We start from the raw sequence: 14,800 nt of genomic DNA, 5'->3' as shown, positions 1-14,800 counted from the left end.
TCTTACTCGAATCGGGTGGCCGGGATAGCGGTGCTGGAACGGACCAGGCCGAAGGCAGCTGCCACTGCGGCCAGTGCGAGCAGGATGCTGAAGGACAGGGCGGCGTAATATCCGGGGCCGGGCCAGGTGATGTTCCGGCCCCCGCCAAATGAGATAACCATCAGCCAGGCCACGAAGAATCCGAGCCCGGCTGACAGCAGAAGCACTGCCACAAGGGGAACCGCGGCCTCTCTTGCGATGATCCCGCGAACAACTTCAACGGGCATGCCCATCAGCCGCATCAGGCCCAGCACGCGTTTTCGGTCCAGGATCGCGGCAGCCGTGGACACGGCCAGCGAAATGCCGGCGATGACTACGGCGACGAAGGCGCCGAGGTAGGCAAGGGCCGCCAGCCCCTGGATGAGCCGGGCGCTGCTCGTCGTTGCGGTGTCCGCTCGGGAGGTGGCGGGCGTGGCAGTGACCCCCGACGTATTCAAGGCCGTGCGCGCCCGGTCAATCGCCGCAGGTGTCCCGTCGGTACCGGCTACCATGACCACCGGAGCCAGGCCGGCCAGGCTCTGGACGGGCGCGGCCGTGAGCGGGACCGGCGCGGTGGTCCAGGAATTCAAGAACGACGCATCGAAGGCCGCAAGGTGCTCTGCCCGGCTCTCCGGGAACCCGAGTGATGGTGCATCCCCGGCCGCGATGTATATGTCATCGATGCCCGTCGGTCCGGGGGCAGCAGGGGCGTAGCCGATGGTGACGTCGCGGATTCCGGCACGTTCCCCAGCCCTCTGGGCAGCGGCCGACACCTGGCCGGCAGCGTGTCCGGGCGCCACGAGCGCGTAGACGCTGGTGGGCAGGAGCAATCCCGGACGGGCCTCAGGCGGTTCAGCGGTTTCAATTGCGCTGGCGCCTCCGGCGAAGACGGAGACCATGAAGACGGCAATGACCAGCCCGGACACGGAGCGGAAGGTGGCAACGGGCGTTCTGCTGATGCGGCTGGCGGCGATGACCGAGGCTGCGCTGCGCGCCTGGTGCAGGCCGATGGTGCTGGCCATCCGGGTCAGCCACGGGCCGATGGTGACGATGCCGGCGGCGGTCAGCGCGAAGCCGCCGAGCAGCAGCGGAGAAGTCCACGGGTTGCCGTCCGTGTCGATCCTGGCCAACACGGCGCCTGTGGCCATGCCCGCCAGGCCGGCCAGCAGCGGCACGGCCCGCCACAGCGTGGGCGCTTTCTCATGCACGGCCCGTGTAACTCCCAGCGGGCCAATGCCCGTCCTGGCGGTGCGGCCGGCGGCGACCAGCGCGCAGGCGGCCACCACGAGCACTACGGCGGTCGCCGCGAATCCCGCGCCGAACGTGAAATCCGCCACGAACACTCTAGTGCCGTTGACGGGGATCTGGGCTGCGACCGGCCCGAACACAGCCGCCATAACGACGCCGAGCAGGGCACCGGCCACGCTGGGGATGGCGGTCTCCACGGCCGCCATTCCTGAAATCAGCCGCGGCGACGCGCCGATGAGGCGAAGGGTGGCAAAGCGTTCCCGGCGCTGGGCCGCGCCCAGGCCTGTCGCGATGCTGACCAGCAGGAGCACCGGGAACAGCACCGCGATTCCGCCGACCAGCAGCGCCGTGCGGTACAGGCTGGCGCTCTCGCCGTAGGGATTGGTGGTGAAGTCCGTGACGAACATTGCCGCCGGACCCTGCCGGAGCCGGGCCTCCGTAACGCCGGTGATGACCACCAAGGCATCGGGGCCCGGGAGGGCGGCGTCGTCGATGACGCCCGCAAACTGACCGTACCGGTCCCCCAGCTCCTCAGCCGGAGTCGATTCGATCAGTCGCTGCAGGGCGGGCGAGGCGTAGTACTCTCCCGGTGCCGGCGGGGCCTCGATGCCCGGAATTTTCACGGTGGTTGTGGGGAGCGCGGCGACGTCGCGATGACTGATGAGCTGGTCACGGAAGATATCCGCCGGGAATCCCAGCAGAATCTTGTCCGGTGTCAACGGGATCGGTTCCGGACGGCCGCTGGCGGTGAGCCCGTCGGCTGCCAGCGCAAGGGTGACCGAGGGCTGGCCCAGCTCGCGGAGCCAGGCGCCCCGCGCGTCGCGCTGGGCCAGACCGTTCGCCGCACTCCACAGCAAGAGCACCAGGCACACGCCGATCGCCACGCCGCCGCCTACACCGGCCATCCGGCCCCAAGAGGACCTGCTGCCAAGCAGCGCTATTTTCAGAAGTGCCGGGTTCATGCCGGCACCCGGTGGCCGGCAGCGACGCTTCCGTCGCGCACGATCACTTCCCGGTCGGCATATGCGGCGGTCCGGGCGTCGTGGGTGATCATCACTACGGTGGTGCCGGCTTCCCGGACAAGGTCCAGCATCAGCGTCAGGACGTTCTCGGCCGCCAGGGAATCCAGGGACCCGGTGGGTTCATCGGCGAACAAGACTGCGGGAGAGGTCACCAGGGCACGGGCGATGGCCACCCGCTGGGCCTGGCCTCCCGAGAGCTCCCCCGGCAGCTTGGCAGTGCATCCGTCCAGCCCGAGCCGTTCGAGCACTTCCTGCGAGCGCCGGCGTGCTTCGGCCCGTTTGGTACCGCCCAGAAGCAGGGGAAGGCTGACATTGTCCAGCGCCGTGAGTTCGGGCAGCAGCTGGCCAAACTGGAAAACGAAGCCGAAGTCGGTCAGACGCAGCCGGGACCTTTCAGCCTCACCCAGTCCGCTGATGCTGACGGGCTCCTGGCCGCGGGGCGCATAGGCCACGGCGCCGCCGTCCGGGGCAAGGATGCCGGCCAGGCAGTGCAGCAGGGTGGACTTACCCGACCCCGACGGGCCCATGACCGCGAGTACCTCACCGGCGTGAACGTCGACGTCGATACCGCGCAGCGCCTCGGTCTGTCCGAACGCGTGGCGGACACCGCAGGCGCTGAGGATGGGTGCAGTGGTGTCGATCGTGCTCATGCGCTCTGGAGCTCCTTTCGGAGTTGGGACAGCCGGGCACTGGTCAGCTCGATCCAGCGCAGGTCAGCCTCGATGTGGAAGAGGCCGTAGTCGCACATCAGCACCTGCAGCAGGTCGGCGTCGCGCTTGAGGCGGGTCAGTTCGCGCATCCGGGCCATGTGCTCGGCGCGCTGCGCATCCAACAACCGGTCGGCGTCGTCGTCGAGCAGCAAGGCGACCACGGTCTTGGCGAACAGCTCGCTCTGCAGGGTTTCGGAGGGCACATCGGGGGTGAAGAGCCACTGCCGCACCTTGTCCCTGCCGGCAACGGTGGCCTCATACTTCTTGCGGTCCGGACCGCCGCCGCTCTCCTCGCCCAAGGCGATGATCAGCTCGTCACGGAACATCCGGGCCAGCGTGGAATACACCTGCCCGAATGCCAACGGTTTCTGGGTGCCGAAATAGCGGTCATAGGAATGCTTCAGGTCGTACCCATAGCTGGGCTCCCGGCTCAGCAGCCCGAGGAGGGCAAGAGAGTTGTTCACACCTCCATCTATACACTCAGTACATAGTCGGAGTCCAGCGCATCGGCGGCAGGCTTTCGTGGGCCCGGCGGCCTCACTTCGGACCGGTACCAAGGTTTTCCAAAGTTGCGGTGGGGATCATGGGCGACATTCCAGAACTGCATTGGGGGCACGGTCATGACTTCTCAGACCGAGATCGTTTTTCGGGACAACGGTTCTGCTGTTTCACCCAAATGGACATCCCGAGACCTGGATGGAGGAAATCGGTGATGAGGCAGCACTTCAGAGGGCTCCTGCGTCGGACAGCGGTCATCCTCGTGCTGGCCGTGGCCGGCGTCGGCGCAATCAGCGGGGGTGCACAGGCCGCGCCCAGCCACGACAACTCCCATTACACGGCGGGCGCTCCCGGCAGCGGGGACGCGTATTTCCCGTTCGCCGGCAACGGCGGATACGACGTCCTGCACTACGACCTCGCCCTCCGCTATTCGCCACCGACCAATCCCGCGGTGCTCGCAGGCCGCCTCAGCGGGGTCGCGACTGTCACCCTCCGTGCGAAGCAGAACCTGGAGTCGCTCAACTTCGACCTGCGCGGCCTCGGCGTCACGTCGGTCCGGGTCGACGGCAAGGCCGCCAAGTGGTCCCAGGTGCAGAACGACGCGAACCGGATCTGGGAACTCACGGTCGGGCTGCGGCCGAAGCTGAAGGCCGGACAGACGACGTCGATCGTGATCGAGTACGGCGGAATCACCGGCCGGCCGCTCGACACCACCGGAGCGCTCTACGGTTGGGTCACCACCGCTGACGGTGCGATGGTCGTCAATGAGCCCGAGGGTGCGGCGACCTGGTACCCCGTGAATGACGACCCTGAAGACAAGGCGACCTATACGTTCCGCATCACGGTGCCGGCGGGGAAGACGGCCGTGGCGAACGGCCTGCCCGTCGGCCGGCCGGCGACGAAGGCGGGATGGACCACGTGGACGTGGAAGGCCTCGGACCCGATGGCCAGCTATCTGTCGACGGCGAACGTCGGCGACTTTGCCCTGTCGTACGACGTCGGTCCGCACGGGCTGCCCATCATCAATGCGATCGACGCGGACGTGACGGGAGCGGCACTGGCCGAGACGAAGGCGTCGCTTGCGTTGCAGCCCAAGATGATCGCATTCCTTGAGGGCCAGTTCGGGCGGTACCCGTTCGAGGCCTTCGGCGCGATTGTCGACGACGACACGGTCGACTATGCGCTGGAGACGCAGACGCGGCCGGTCTACTCGGAGGTTGCGGACGAATACACGGTGGTGCACGAACTCGGGCACCAGTGGTTCGGAGACGCGGTGAGCCCGTCCGACTGGCAGGACATCTGGCTGAACGAGGGCTGGGCGACGTACATCGAGTGGCTGTGGGCCGAACACCAAGGCACGGCCACGATGCCGGAACAGTTCGGGGACGCGGTGGCATACCTCGACGCGAACAACCGCTGGGCGCTGAACATCGCAGACCCGGGCCGTGACAACTTGTTCGCGGGCCAGGTCTACCTCCGCGGTGCGGCTGCCCTCTACGCGCTGCGCGCGAAGATCGGGGACGCGGCATTCCTCAGCGGCACCCGGACGTGGTTGAGCCGCTACAACGACTCGACGGCGACGACGGAAGACTTCGAAGCCGTGATGGAAAAGGCCTCCGGCCAGCAGCTCGACGCGTTCTTTGACGACTGGCTGCGCGAAGGCGACCGCCCGGCGATGCCACAGCAAGCGGGAGCGAAAACTCTCGTGATCGCAGGACCGGCCCCCACGCATTCCCACAACTCGCCGCGGAGCACACTCCGGTAACAGAGGCCTTCTGGAACATCGGGGGGAGTCTCCGGGATCGCGGCTCCTCCGGCCCGCACCCACTCGATGGCCCTGCGGGCCACCCACCCGCCCTGGGCCCACACCATCAGCCCTGACTCCATGGAGCGTCAGTCGCGCGGGCGCATCAGCGGGGGGTTGAGCACGGCCCGGGCCGGCTGGCCAGCGGTCGGCCGGGCTGCTCGGGCGAGCCGGAAGAGCGCCGCCGGGCGGCCCGCCTCGCCCGTCGTCATCCGCCCGGTGTCTTCCAGAAAACCCGGCGTTCCTGTGGCCTTGCGGTGGAAGTTCCGGGGATCCAGCCGCGTGCCCCAGACGGCCTCGTACACGGCCCGGAGCTGGGCAATGGTGAACTCATCGCCGCAGAACGCGGCCCCCAACGGGGAGTATTCGAGCTTTGACTTCGCCCGCTCCAAGGCGTCGGCGAGGATCTGCTCGTGGTCGAAAGCGAGCCGCAATTCGCCGCCCGGGACCTGGCTGACCGGGTACCACGCGGCATGCTCGGCGTCGCTCCCGGCGGACAGGACGGGGAAGTTGGGTGCGAGCAGCAGGTGGGCCACCGTGAGCACATCCCCGCGCGGGTCGCGCCCCTTCGGGCCGTAGCTTCCCAGTTGTTCCAGATGACCCGGGACCTCTTCGACGCCGGTTTCCTCGGAAAGTTCGCGGCTCGCCGCGGTCGCCAGGTCCTCACCCGCCAGCACGAAACCGCCCGGCAAGGCGAGCCTGCCGCGGTAGGGCTCGATGAGGCGGGTGATGAGCAGGACGTTCAGGACGTCGTCGGTCACGGTGAGGGCGACGACGTCGACCGTCACCGGGAAGCGCGCTGGCGCCGGGTGGGATTCAGGCATGAACCCATCGTAGGCACTTATCGTCATCTTGACAATAATTCAAAAGCAGCCCTAAAGTTAGTTATCGTCAGATTGACGACAACATCGAATGGTTTAGGAGAATCACATGGCCAGCATCAAGCGCTACCCCTGGATCAGCCACTTCCTGGGCAGCCCCACCGGCTATGTCGTCCACCTGCAGAAGGGCGAGGTCCGGCACCGGGGAGTCGGCCAGGCCTTCTGGTTCCGGCCGGCCAACTCTGTGCTCAGCGAGGTTCCTGTGGATGATCAGGAACTGCCCACCCTCTTCCACGCCATCACCCGTGACCACCAAGACGTCAGCGTCCAAGCCAACGTGACCTACCGCTTCATCGACCCGGTGGCCGTTTCCAACCGGCTGGACTTCGGCCTCCAGACGGCCGCTGCGGCGCCTGCGACTGGGAAGGAGCAGGTGGCCACGATCATCGGCCAGCTGTGCCAGAGCCACGCCATCGACCAGATCGCCACCACCACGCTGGCCGAGGCACTGGAACGAGGAGTCAGCCAGCTCCGCACCGTCCTCACCGGGGCCCTGAGCGCTGACGCCCGGCTCCTGTCCACCGGCATCGAGATCCTGGGCGTGCAGGTCTTGGCGGTCCGGCCGGAGTCCGACGTCGAACGGGCCTTGCAGACGCCGGTCCGGGAACAGCTCCAGGCCGAGGCAGACCGCGCCGTGTACGAACGCCGGGCGGTCGCCGTCGAACGCGAACGGACCATCTCCGAGAATGAGATGGCAAGCCAGATCGAGCTGGCCACCAGACGCGAACACCTGGTTGCCCAGGAAGGCGCCAACGCCCGGCGTCAGGCCGAGGAAAAAGCCGCAGCGGGACTCATCGAGGCGCAGGCTTCGGCCGAACGCAAGGGTATCAGCGCAACGGCCGAAGCGAACCAGGTCCGGGTTGTCGGCGAAGCAACCGCGGCGCGTGAGGCCGCCACCATGGAGGTCTACAGCGGCATGGAACAGGCCACCCTGCTGGCACTGGCCCTGCGCGACGCAGCCGGATCACTGCCCAACATTGGCAACCTCACCATCACGCCGGACCTTCTCAGCGGGGCACTGGCCGGGCTGTTCAGGGAGCCCGCGAGCGGCGCGGCTCCGGCTGCTGCCGCCGGCGTGGCGGCAAGCACCGCCGGCAGCTTCGAGCACTAGGATCCCGACATGGCAAACCCCCGCCTCGTCATCGTCCACCGCCGGACCGAACTCCAGGAACTCCTGGACAGGCACGCCACCCGCGGCCAGGCCGAATTCTTCCTCCGTACCCGTGGCCGCACCCTCCAAGACGTGCAGGAGCGCCACGACCGGCTCACCACGGCCCTGGCGACGGTCCGCGCCGCAGTTCCGGCCGAATGGCGGCACGCCGAAGTGGAACGCGCGGACCTCAGCAGGTTCCTGCTTACACCGGAGGACGTCATCGCCGTGGTCGGTCAGGACGGGCTCGTGGCCAACATGGCGAAGTACCTCAACGCCCAGCCCGTCATCGGGATCGATCCGGAACCGGGAGCAAACCCGGGGGTTCTGGTTCGACACTCGCCCGAGGCGGCCGCAAGGCTCCTGCACGACGCCGCTGTGGCCGGCGCCGTTGAGCGGCTGCAGTGCCAGGACCTCGCCACAGTGACAGCACGGCTCGATGACGGGCAGGAGCTCTCGGGGCTCAACGAGGTCTTCATCGGGCACGCCTCGCACCAGTCGGCCCGATACCAGCTCACGACCCCGGCCGGCCAGGCTGAACGTCACTCTTCCTCGGGCCTGATCGTCTCCACGGGCACGGGCGCCACCGGCTGGTGCGCCTCCATCGCCCTCGAACGCGGCGGGCGCACCCTGCCGGCGCCAACAGACCCCCGACTGGCGTGGTTCGTCCGGGAGGCATGGCCCTCCCCCATCACCGGCACATCCTTGACCGAGGGTGCGCTGGAGGCAGGCGAAAAACTCCGCGTCACCGTTGCATCCGACCAGCTCGTGGTGTTCGGCGACGGCATGGAAGACGACCACCTCACCGCATCCTGGGGTCAGGAAATCACGGTCCAGTTGGGCGAACGGCCACTGCGGCTGGTGGGGCAGGAATCCCGGCTAGCGCCCCCTGCAGCGGGTCAATCTGACAGGCGCGCTCCTGGCCGAAAATCGGGTCAGTGAGCGCGGCAGTGGGGACACCGACAAAAGCGGGGTCACCCACGTACTTGCCACGGTTCGCGAAGGCCAGCGCGCTGGCCTCGAGTCCGCGCCGGTCATCGGCCAGAATCACTCAGGGGCCGCCGATCAAGGCCCGTCATTGGGGAGAAACTTTGAAGACCTCAGGTACCGCTGCCGCGGTCCTGCTGGCTGCGGCCGGCCCGCTGCTCACGTCCGTGCCGGCCAGCGCCGGAATCTGACCGGCCGGCCGGCCAAGGCGGGAACGAAATGGGCGGCGGCTCGGTCTTCAGCGGCGGAGGTACCGGCGGAATCGGCACCTTCAACGCGGGCGGCACGGCTGCCCCGGCACCCCAAGCCCCTCATTCTTCCAGAACCCCAACCCCTGCTAGGCGCCGGTGTACGCGCCTGCACCTGCCCAGGCACCCGCGCCGGAATATCAAGCGCCGGCCTACCGCGTCCTGGACGCGCCCGTGGTTACGGCGTAGTGCTGTCAGCACGGCCGGTGCCCCGGCACGCGCCCCACCGGGATGCCGAGCAGGCTTATTGCCTTCACTCACTTTTCCCGCGACGAGTGGTTGTGAAGGCTTAGAGAGCCGTGGCCACGGAGGACCGGAAACGGTCGATGGCCGCCTCATTGCGGGCGAAGTACGTCCACTGTCCAATGCGGGTGGTCTGCACGAGGTCCGCGTCTGCGAGGGTAGCCATGAACTGCGAGGCGGTGGACTGGGAGACCTCGCAACGCTTCCTGATGCTTGAGACGCACACCCCGTAGCGTGTGGCGTCGACTTTCTGTTCTTCAAAATTCGTCACGGGGTCGCGGAGCCACTGCAGGATCGCCAGGCGGTGTGGGTTGGAGAGCGCGCGCAGTGCTGCAAGCAGCTCATCCTGCTGGAGCTGGGTCCCGGGGTTCTCATCTGTAGGCACTCCATAAGACTACCTCAAAATCGTTATATCGCAATTTACCGATGAACGTGCTAGAACTTAAACCTCCCCCCTCGAAAGGAACGAACATGCCTATCACCACAGAAGTTTCCACCGCTGTTCACAACTGGAGCTCCAGCCTGGCCGCCCTTCCCCCATTACTCCGCGGAGAACCGTCGGACACGACCCTCGATGAACTGCGCACCGCATACGACGAGATGCTGGCCGCCCATCCCACCCCGGAAGGGGTCACCGTCGAAGAGGTGGACATGGGAGGGATCCCAGGAATCGTGGTGACGCCCGAGACCGTGGAGGACAACCGGGCCCTTTTCTACATCCACGGAGGTGCTTACATCGTCGGCAGCCCGGCGGGCTACCACGGCCTCGCCGGAAACTTTGCAGTTCGACTAAACGCCCGGGTGTTCCTGCCGCACTACCGGCTGGCTCCGGAACACCCCTTTCCCACGCCGATCAATGACACCGTCGACGCGTACCGTTGGCTGCTGGAGCAGGGTCAGGACCCGGAGCGTCTGATGGTCGCAGGTGATTCGGCCGGCGCCGCCATGACAGTCACGGTGATGATCAAGGCACGCAATCTGGGGTTGCCGCTGCCGGCAGCCGGGGTTGCCCTGTCACCCTGGGCGAACCTGGAGCACACAGGCGCGTCGATGACCAGCCGGGAAGGCCTCGACCCGCTGAACAGCAAGGCCGTCCTGGACCTGCTGGCACGCAGTTTCCTAGGCGGGGCACTGCCGAATGACCCGGACGCATCCCCGGTCTTCGCCGACGTACGCGGACTGCCCCCGATCCTGGTCACAATCGGGGAGAACGAACTCATGCTCAGCGACGCAGTCCGGCTCGCCGGGCACCTGGCCGAGAATCGCGTGCGAGTGAGCCTGGACGTCTGGCCCGAGATGTTCCACGTCTGGCACATGCACCAGGACCGGCTCCCCGAGGGGCGCAAGGCCCTCGACGACGCGGCCCGGTTCCTGCTCGCGGCGCTGCCCGCCCGGTAGGTACATCATCGGGGCGCCGTTGAGGCGCCCTGCAAGATGGGCAACAACAGATCGTCAGCCCGATCCAAAATGGCTGCGCCCTTACACATCGACCTCCTCGTCACACGCTCAACGTGGAGGTCACCTCGAACAACTCTTCCCCCAGATTGCTCGGCTAATCAACCGCCGAAGCCCACACACGGGCCTACACCCGCCAATAAAAGAGAAAAGGACAGGACATGAGCTTTCCCCGGACACGACCCCGGCGCCTCCGTCGTTCGCCCGCCATCAGGCGCTTGGTAGCCGAGTACCGCCTCACTGCCTCTGAACTGATCCTGCCGGCCTTCATCCGGGAGGACCTTACCGAACCCGCAGCCATAGGCTCCATGCCCGGCGTCGTGCAGCACACCACAGACTCGCTCAAGCGAGCCGCCGCACGAGCCGCCGAACAGGAACTGGGCGGCATCATGCTGTTCGGGATTCCGGCACACCGGGACCCTGTTGGCTCGGCCGCCCTGGACCCCGAGGGTGTCCTGAACGCAGCTATCCGCGATGTCCGGGCGGAGGTGGGCGATGACCTCGTCGTGATGAGTGATCTGTGTCTGGACGAGTTCACCGACCACGGACACTGCGGCGTACTGGACGACACGGGATACGTGGACAATGACGCCACCTTGGAACTCTATGGCCGGATGGCCATCGCCCAGGCCGACTCCGGGGCACACATCGTGGCTCCCTCCGGCATGATGGACGGCGGCACCGGGGCCGTTCGCCGGGCGCTGGAGAGCGCGGGCCATACGAACACCGCCGTGATGGCCTACGCAGCGAAGTACGCGTCAGCGTTCTATGGCCCCTTCAGAGAGGCTGTCGATTCACAACTGACCGGGGACAGGCGAACCTACCAGATGAACGCCGGTAACCGCCGCGAAGCACTGACCGAGGTCAGACTCGACGTCGAAGAAGGCGCCGACATCGTGATCGTCAAACCCGCGATGAGCTACCTCGACATCCTGGCGGACGTCGCCGCAACAAGCACAGTACCGGTCGCGGCATATCAGATCTCGGGCGAGTACGCGATGATCGAAGCTGCGGCCGCCAACGGCTGGATCGACCGCCGCGGCGCCGTCCTTGAGTCGCTGCTTGGGATTAAACGCGCCGGGGCCGACATGATGCTCACGTATTGGGCATCCGAGGCCGCGGCGTGGCTGAAAGAAGCATGACGGACGGCGGCCCAGCAATCCCACGCGCCCTACCGGCTAAAGCCACAGCTGGCTGAAGGAATATAGGCCCAAGCTCGAGAGCCGGCCAGCACGTGGTCCGTTTCCGTGCGAGGCCCGCTTAGCCTCCTGAGGCCACTGTTCCGTCTCAGTAGGGATCCTTTGATGAGATGGCAAGCCGACGAGTTGCTGTATCCCGAAGTCCTAAACTCGGCAACGGGCTAGCAGGTGGCCGGCTTCCGTGGAGAGGAAAGCCGCATCGGCGCGCACCTCAGGAGAAACGCCCAAATGGCTAAGCGCCGCCGAAGGAGAAAGCGCATCTCGCAAATCTTCTTAAACGGATAAGCTGATGTCTATGGTGACGGAAGCACGGTCAGGCCCGGATAAGAGCGTGCGCGTTACCATCCGCGACGTTGCACAGCGGGTGGGTGTCTCATCCGCGTCAGTGTCCTATGCAATGAGCGGGCGGCCCGGGGTTAGTGATGATCTACGCGATCGCGTCCTCACTGCTGCGGAAGACCTGGGGTACCGCCCCAACAAAGTAGCCCAGCAATTGCGCCGCGGACGGACAGATGCCGTCGGCCTGCTTTTCGCCGACATAGCCAACCCGTTTTACCCTGATCTTGCCAGCGGAGTGATCGCCGCAGCCACCCTGGAGGGCTTCGAGGTATTCGTCTCCAACGTCGGCATAAATGGGGAGCGCCAGACCGAAGCGGCAATGGCCCAGCTTGACAGGAATTCGGCCGGCCTGCTCTTCACCTCTGTAGCCGATCAGGACCGCGACTTGCTTGAAAGCCTCACCCGACGCGGTGTCCCCTTCGTACAGTTGCATCGAGTGCTCGAGGGAGCTGCCGCCGATTCGGTGGTGGTCGACAATCTGGCTGCGGCCCGGGAGCTGGCACAACATGTGGCGGAGACAGGCCGGACAAGAGTCGCGGTGCTCGGCGGCGCCGGCGCGTCTAGTGTTTCCCGAGACCGTGAGCGGGGCTTCCGGGAGGGCCTGGCGATGGCGGGAGCGACCGTTGTGAACGAGGACGGGCTGTGGGGTGCGCTGACCCGGGAATCCGGGGCCGCTCGGGCCCGGACGCTCTTGAGCGCCGGGCATCAGGTTGATGCCGTGTTGTGCGGCAACGACATGATCGCGGTGGGTGTCCTCGACGTCTGCCGGGAACGGGGGCTCCGGGTACCGGAGGATTTGGCGGTCGCCGGATTCGACGACATGAGCTTCTCCAGCGCCGGGCCGCTGCAGCTGACCACAGTGACGGTCCCCCGCGAAATGATGGGCCGGCGCGGCTTCGAACTGCTGCTCCGCAGAATCCAGGGATACGACGGGCCCCCCGAGCGCATAGTGCTCCCCCACGTCCTTCAAGTCAGGGACACAACACGCTAAGTCACACTCGAATGTGAGCCGGCAAGAAAAATCCTCGAGAGCTCTTGCGCACCGGGTCGATGGCATGAATACTTAACTTAATCGATTCAGCAAAACGGGTTTTAGCCATGTTCGAACTTAATCGATTCAGTTCCGCAAGTGATGTGACATCCACATCGGTTCCTAAACTTCGAAGGAGAAGAATGACTGCGAATGCTGCTGAAGCAACCATGGATGAGGCTGCCGTTCCTTACCGCGGCGAGCAGCCCTACGGCATCATCGATGACGTCATCGTGCCCGGTGCACTCGACCTGGACGCGGACGAGCGCCTGTGGGTGCCCCAGTCCAGGGACGTGTCCTTCCGCCCGCTGATTCTCTCGGCGAGCCAGGGATATTTCGTGAACATCCTGCGCGTGCGCAAATCCGGGATCCTCTCCCGCCACAGGCACGCCGGGCCGGTTCACGCGATCACCCTGAAGGGTCGATGGCACTACCTGGAGCACGAATGGTGGGCCGAAGAAGGCACCTACGCCTTCGAAACACCGGGCGATATCCACACGCTCGTCGTTCCTGACGGGGTCGAGGAAATGGCCACCCTGTTCCACGTCACAGGCACCTACATCTACGTGGATCCCGACGGCAACCCGACGGGCATTGAGGATGTCTTCACCAAGATTGCCCTTGCCCGGGCACACTACGAAGCAGTAGGCCTTGGCGCCGACTACGTCGACCAATTCATCCGCTAAGAGGCCTCCTCTCCCCTCGGGGGCCGGACCGCGATTCCCGGAATCGCCACCAACCGGCCGCAACCCGGGGCCGAGTCCGGTGCTGCTCCTGCGGCCACTTCAGCCAGGAGCGGCACCGGGCGGCATCCAGATACATCAATGACGCTGTCAACCTGCCCCGGCGCTGTTCGGCGCCGACGGACCAGCCGTTACCACCGACTGCGGAACTTCGAAGGAGAAGAACCGATGAACAAATTCGTACAGGGTTGACCGTGAAAGCCCTTAGAAAACAAAGCACCTCACCGAAAGACGTGCAGGTGCAGGAGCATCCCAAGCCCGACCCGGCTCCCGGCGAGCTCCTTGTCCAGACACTGGCCTGCGGCCTCTGCGGCAGCGATGTGCATGCGTGGCGTCAGGATACGGGTTACGAATGGGTGCATTGCCCGGTGACACTGGGTCATGAAGCGGTCGGCGTCGTTGTAGGTATCGGAGCGGGAACGGACAGCCAGTGGATCGGTCAACGCATTGTGCCCATTGCCATCGACGGCTGCGGATCCTGCGATCTGTGCCGTCGTGGAACTCGTCAACTTTGCCTGGATCGAACCGTGCTGGGGCTTTCATTTGACGGAGCCGCCGCAGATCTCTTCTCCATCCCTGAATACCGCGCCGTGCCGGTGGACAATGATCTGCCCGCTGCGGTTCTCGCCCTCACAGAGCCGCTGTCCGTGGCCCTGCGCGCGGTGACACGCCTGGAGCAATCAATACCGGCCCAGGCCCGTGTCATGGTTAGCGGTCCCGGGCCGATAGGCCTCATGGCCGCGTTGCTCCTGAACCAGCGCGGGCATCGGGTTACGCTTCTCGGCGCAGCACGCGACGAAGAGCAGCGCCTGCCCCTGGCCCGGTTACTTGGTCTAGATACCATCCTGGCAGAGGATGTGACCCCGGGAGGGTTGCACGGCTGGCTGGAAGCATCGGGCGCGGCCCAGGCATTGTCATCTGCGGTGGCAAATATTGGCCCGGGTGGAACCATCGTCGTCGCCGGACTGTTCCCGTCGATCCCGGCAGTGGATATCAATGTGCTGGCCAGGAACGAGATTCAACTTGTCGGGAGCTACGGCTCAGTCGCCCTAGACTACCGTAACGCGCTGGCAGCGCTGGAGGCAGCGCCTGACATGTGGGCGTCACTGGTGACTACCTTCCCGCTGACCGAGGGCACTCGCGCACTCCAAGCGGCAGCCGACGCCGAAGCCGTCAAGGTCGTGCTCCTTCCCTAAGGCGCCTGCAGGTCAACGCTGACCGTAAC

At 66.0% G+C, this 14,800-nt stretch carries 13 protein-coding genes; 8 read left to right on the top strand and 5 right to left on the bottom strand.

Translation table 11 applies throughout. From position 1 onward, the window contains the following. Positions 1–2: 2 nt before the first annotated feature. The 3 genes from AC1DBX_RS00720 to AC1DBX_RS00710 are packed head-to-tail and all read right to left on the bottom strand — an operon-like array spanning position 3 to position 3,462. Positions 3–2,228, bottom strand: a complete 2,226-nt coding sequence (locus AC1DBX_RS00720; protein ID WP_476930837.1) for an FtsX-like permease family protein — start codon at positions 2,226–2,228, stop codon at positions 3–5. After that, positions 2,225–2,938: an ABC transporter ATP-binding protein gene (locus AC1DBX_RS00715; protein WP_476930836.1), complete on the bottom strand. Its 714-nt coding sequence runs from the start codon at positions 2,936–2,938 to the stop codon at positions 2,225–2,227. The genes AC1DBX_RS00720 and AC1DBX_RS00715 overlap by 4 nt, the downstream gene beginning before the upstream one ends. Beyond that, positions 2,935–3,462 (bottom strand): PadR family transcriptional regulator, encoded by a 528-nt coding sequence (locus AC1DBX_RS00710; protein WP_476930835.1) that lies wholly within the window; start codon positions 3,460–3,462, stop codon positions 2,935–2,937. The genes AC1DBX_RS00715 and AC1DBX_RS00710 overlap by 4 nt, the downstream gene beginning before the upstream one ends. Before the next feature lie 248 nt (positions 3,463–3,710). Here AC1DBX_RS00710 and AC1DBX_RS00705 point away from each other — a divergent pair, with 248 nt between their 5' ends. Then, the gene (locus AC1DBX_RS00705) at positions 3,711–5,261 is read left to right on the top strand and encodes a M1 family metallopeptidase (RefSeq protein WP_476930834.1); all 1,551 of its coding nucleotides are present in this window, start codon (positions 3,711–3,713) and stop codon (positions 5,259–5,261) included. A gap of 128 nt (positions 5,262–5,389) precedes the next feature. On the opposite strand, the gene AC1DBX_RS00700 is transcribed toward AC1DBX_RS00705, so the two are convergent. Beyond that, positions 5,390–6,124 (bottom strand): NUDIX hydrolase, encoded by a 735-nt coding sequence (locus tag AC1DBX_RS00700; protein WP_476930833.1) that lies wholly within the window; start codon positions 6,122–6,124, stop codon positions 5,390–5,392. Between the two features lie 106 nt (positions 6,125–6,230). On the opposite strand from AC1DBX_RS00700, the gene AC1DBX_RS00695 reads away from it, so the two are divergent. Together AC1DBX_RS00695 and AC1DBX_RS00690 are read left to right on the top strand one after the other, a co-directional pair. After that, complete coding sequence (locus tag AC1DBX_RS00695) at positions 6,231–7,292, top strand: SPFH domain-containing protein (RefSeq protein ID WP_476930832.1); 1,062 nt, start codon at positions 6,231–6,233, stop codon at positions 7,290–7,292. A 9-nt stretch (positions 7,293–7,301) separates the two neighbouring features. Beyond that, on the top strand, positions 7,302–8,273 hold the full coding sequence (locus tag AC1DBX_RS00690) for a diacylglycerol kinase catalytic domain-containing protein (RefSeq protein WP_476930831.1): 972 nt from the start codon (positions 7,302–7,304) through the stop codon (positions 8,271–8,273). 582 nt (positions 8,274–8,855) lie between these two features. On the opposite strand, the gene AC1DBX_RS00685 is transcribed toward AC1DBX_RS00690, so the two are convergent. Beyond that, entirely contained in the window at positions 8,856–9,194 is a 339-nt protein-coding gene (locus AC1DBX_RS00685) for an ArsR/SmtB family transcription factor (protein WP_476850084.1), read from the bottom strand. Positions 9,195–9,280: 86 nt separating this feature from the next. Here AC1DBX_RS00685 and AC1DBX_RS00680 point away from each other — a divergent pair, with 86 nt between their 5' ends. From AC1DBX_RS00680 to AC1DBX_RS00660, 5 genes are all read left to right on the top strand, one after another. Continuing rightward, entirely contained in the window at positions 9,281–10,207 is a 927-nt protein-coding gene (locus tag AC1DBX_RS00680) for an alpha/beta hydrolase (protein WP_476930830.1), read from the top strand. 218 nt (positions 10,208–10,425) lie between these two features. After that, positions 10,426–11,406 carry a porphobilinogen synthase gene (gene hemB, locus AC1DBX_RS00675; RefSeq protein ID WP_476930829.1) on the top strand — a complete coding sequence of 327 codons (981 nt, stop codon included), beginning with the start codon at positions 10,426–10,428 and terminating at the stop codon, positions 11,404–11,406. A 346-nt stretch (positions 11,407–11,752) separates the two neighbouring features. Next, the gene (locus AC1DBX_RS00670; protein ID WP_476930828.1) at positions 11,753–12,793 is read left to right on the top strand and encodes a LacI family DNA-binding transcriptional regulator; all 1,041 of its coding nucleotides are present in this window, start codon (positions 11,753–11,755) and stop codon (positions 12,791–12,793) included. A 182-nt stretch (positions 12,794–12,975) separates the two neighbouring features. Continuing rightward, positions 12,976–13,518 (top strand): 2,4'-dihydroxyacetophenone dioxygenase family protein, encoded by a 543-nt coding sequence (locus tag AC1DBX_RS00665; RefSeq protein WP_476850087.1) that lies wholly within the window; start codon positions 12,976–12,978, stop codon positions 13,516–13,518. A 251-nt stretch (positions 13,519–13,769) separates the two neighbouring features. Continuing rightward, a complete protein-coding gene (locus AC1DBX_RS00660) occupies positions 13,770–14,771 on the top strand; it encodes an alcohol dehydrogenase catalytic domain-containing protein (protein WP_476850088.1) in 1,002 nt (333 codons plus the stop codon). Positions 14,772–14,800: the final 29 nt, after the last annotated feature.

The organism is Arthrobacter sp. 10N44_2 (assembly GCF_056394385.1).
Note: the sequence above shows the minus strand (reverse complement) of the source record. Positions and strands in the feature narration are given on the sequence as shown.

What these genes read in the sequence shown, in the direction of transcription:
- AC1DBX_RS00720 (WP_476930837.1), bottom strand. Translation starts at nt 2,228, where the DNA reads ATGAACCCGGCACTTCTGAAAATAGCGCTGCTTGGCAGCAGGTCCTCT.
- AC1DBX_RS00715 (WP_476930836.1), bottom strand. Translation starts at nt 2,938, where the DNA reads ATGAGCACGATCGACACCACTGCACCCATCCTCAGCGCCTGCGGTGTC.
- AC1DBX_RS00705 (WP_476930834.1), top strand. Translation starts at nt 3,711, where the DNA reads ATGAGGCAGCACTTCAGAGGGCTCCTGCGTCGGACAGCGGTCATCCTC.
- AC1DBX_RS00700 (WP_476930833.1), bottom strand. Translation starts at nt 6,124, where the DNA reads ATGCCTGAATCCCACCCGGCGCCAGCGCGCTTCCCGGTGACGGTCGAC.
- AC1DBX_RS00695 (WP_476930832.1), top strand. Translation starts at nt 6,231, where the DNA reads ATGGCCAGCATCAAGCGCTACCCCTGGATCAGCCACTTCCTGGGCAGC.
- AC1DBX_RS00690 (WP_476930831.1), top strand. Translation starts at nt 7,302, where the DNA reads ATGGCAAACCCCCGCCTCGTCATCGTCCACCGCCGGACCGAACTCCAG.
- AC1DBX_RS00680 (WP_476930830.1), top strand. Translation starts at nt 9,281, where the DNA reads ATGCCTATCACCACAGAAGTTTCCACCGCTGTTCACAACTGGAGCTCC.
- hemB (WP_476930829.1), top strand. Translation starts at nt 10,426, where the DNA reads ATGAGCTTTCCCCGGACACGACCCCGGCGCCTCCGTCGTTCGCCCGCC.
- AC1DBX_RS00670 (WP_476930828.1), top strand. Translation starts at nt 11,753, where the DNA reads ATGTCTATGGTGACGGAAGCACGGTCAGGCCCGGATAAGAGCGTGCGC.
- AC1DBX_RS00665 (WP_476850087.1), top strand. Translation starts at nt 12,976, where the DNA reads ATGACTGCGAATGCTGCTGAAGCAACCATGGATGAGGCTGCCGTTCCT.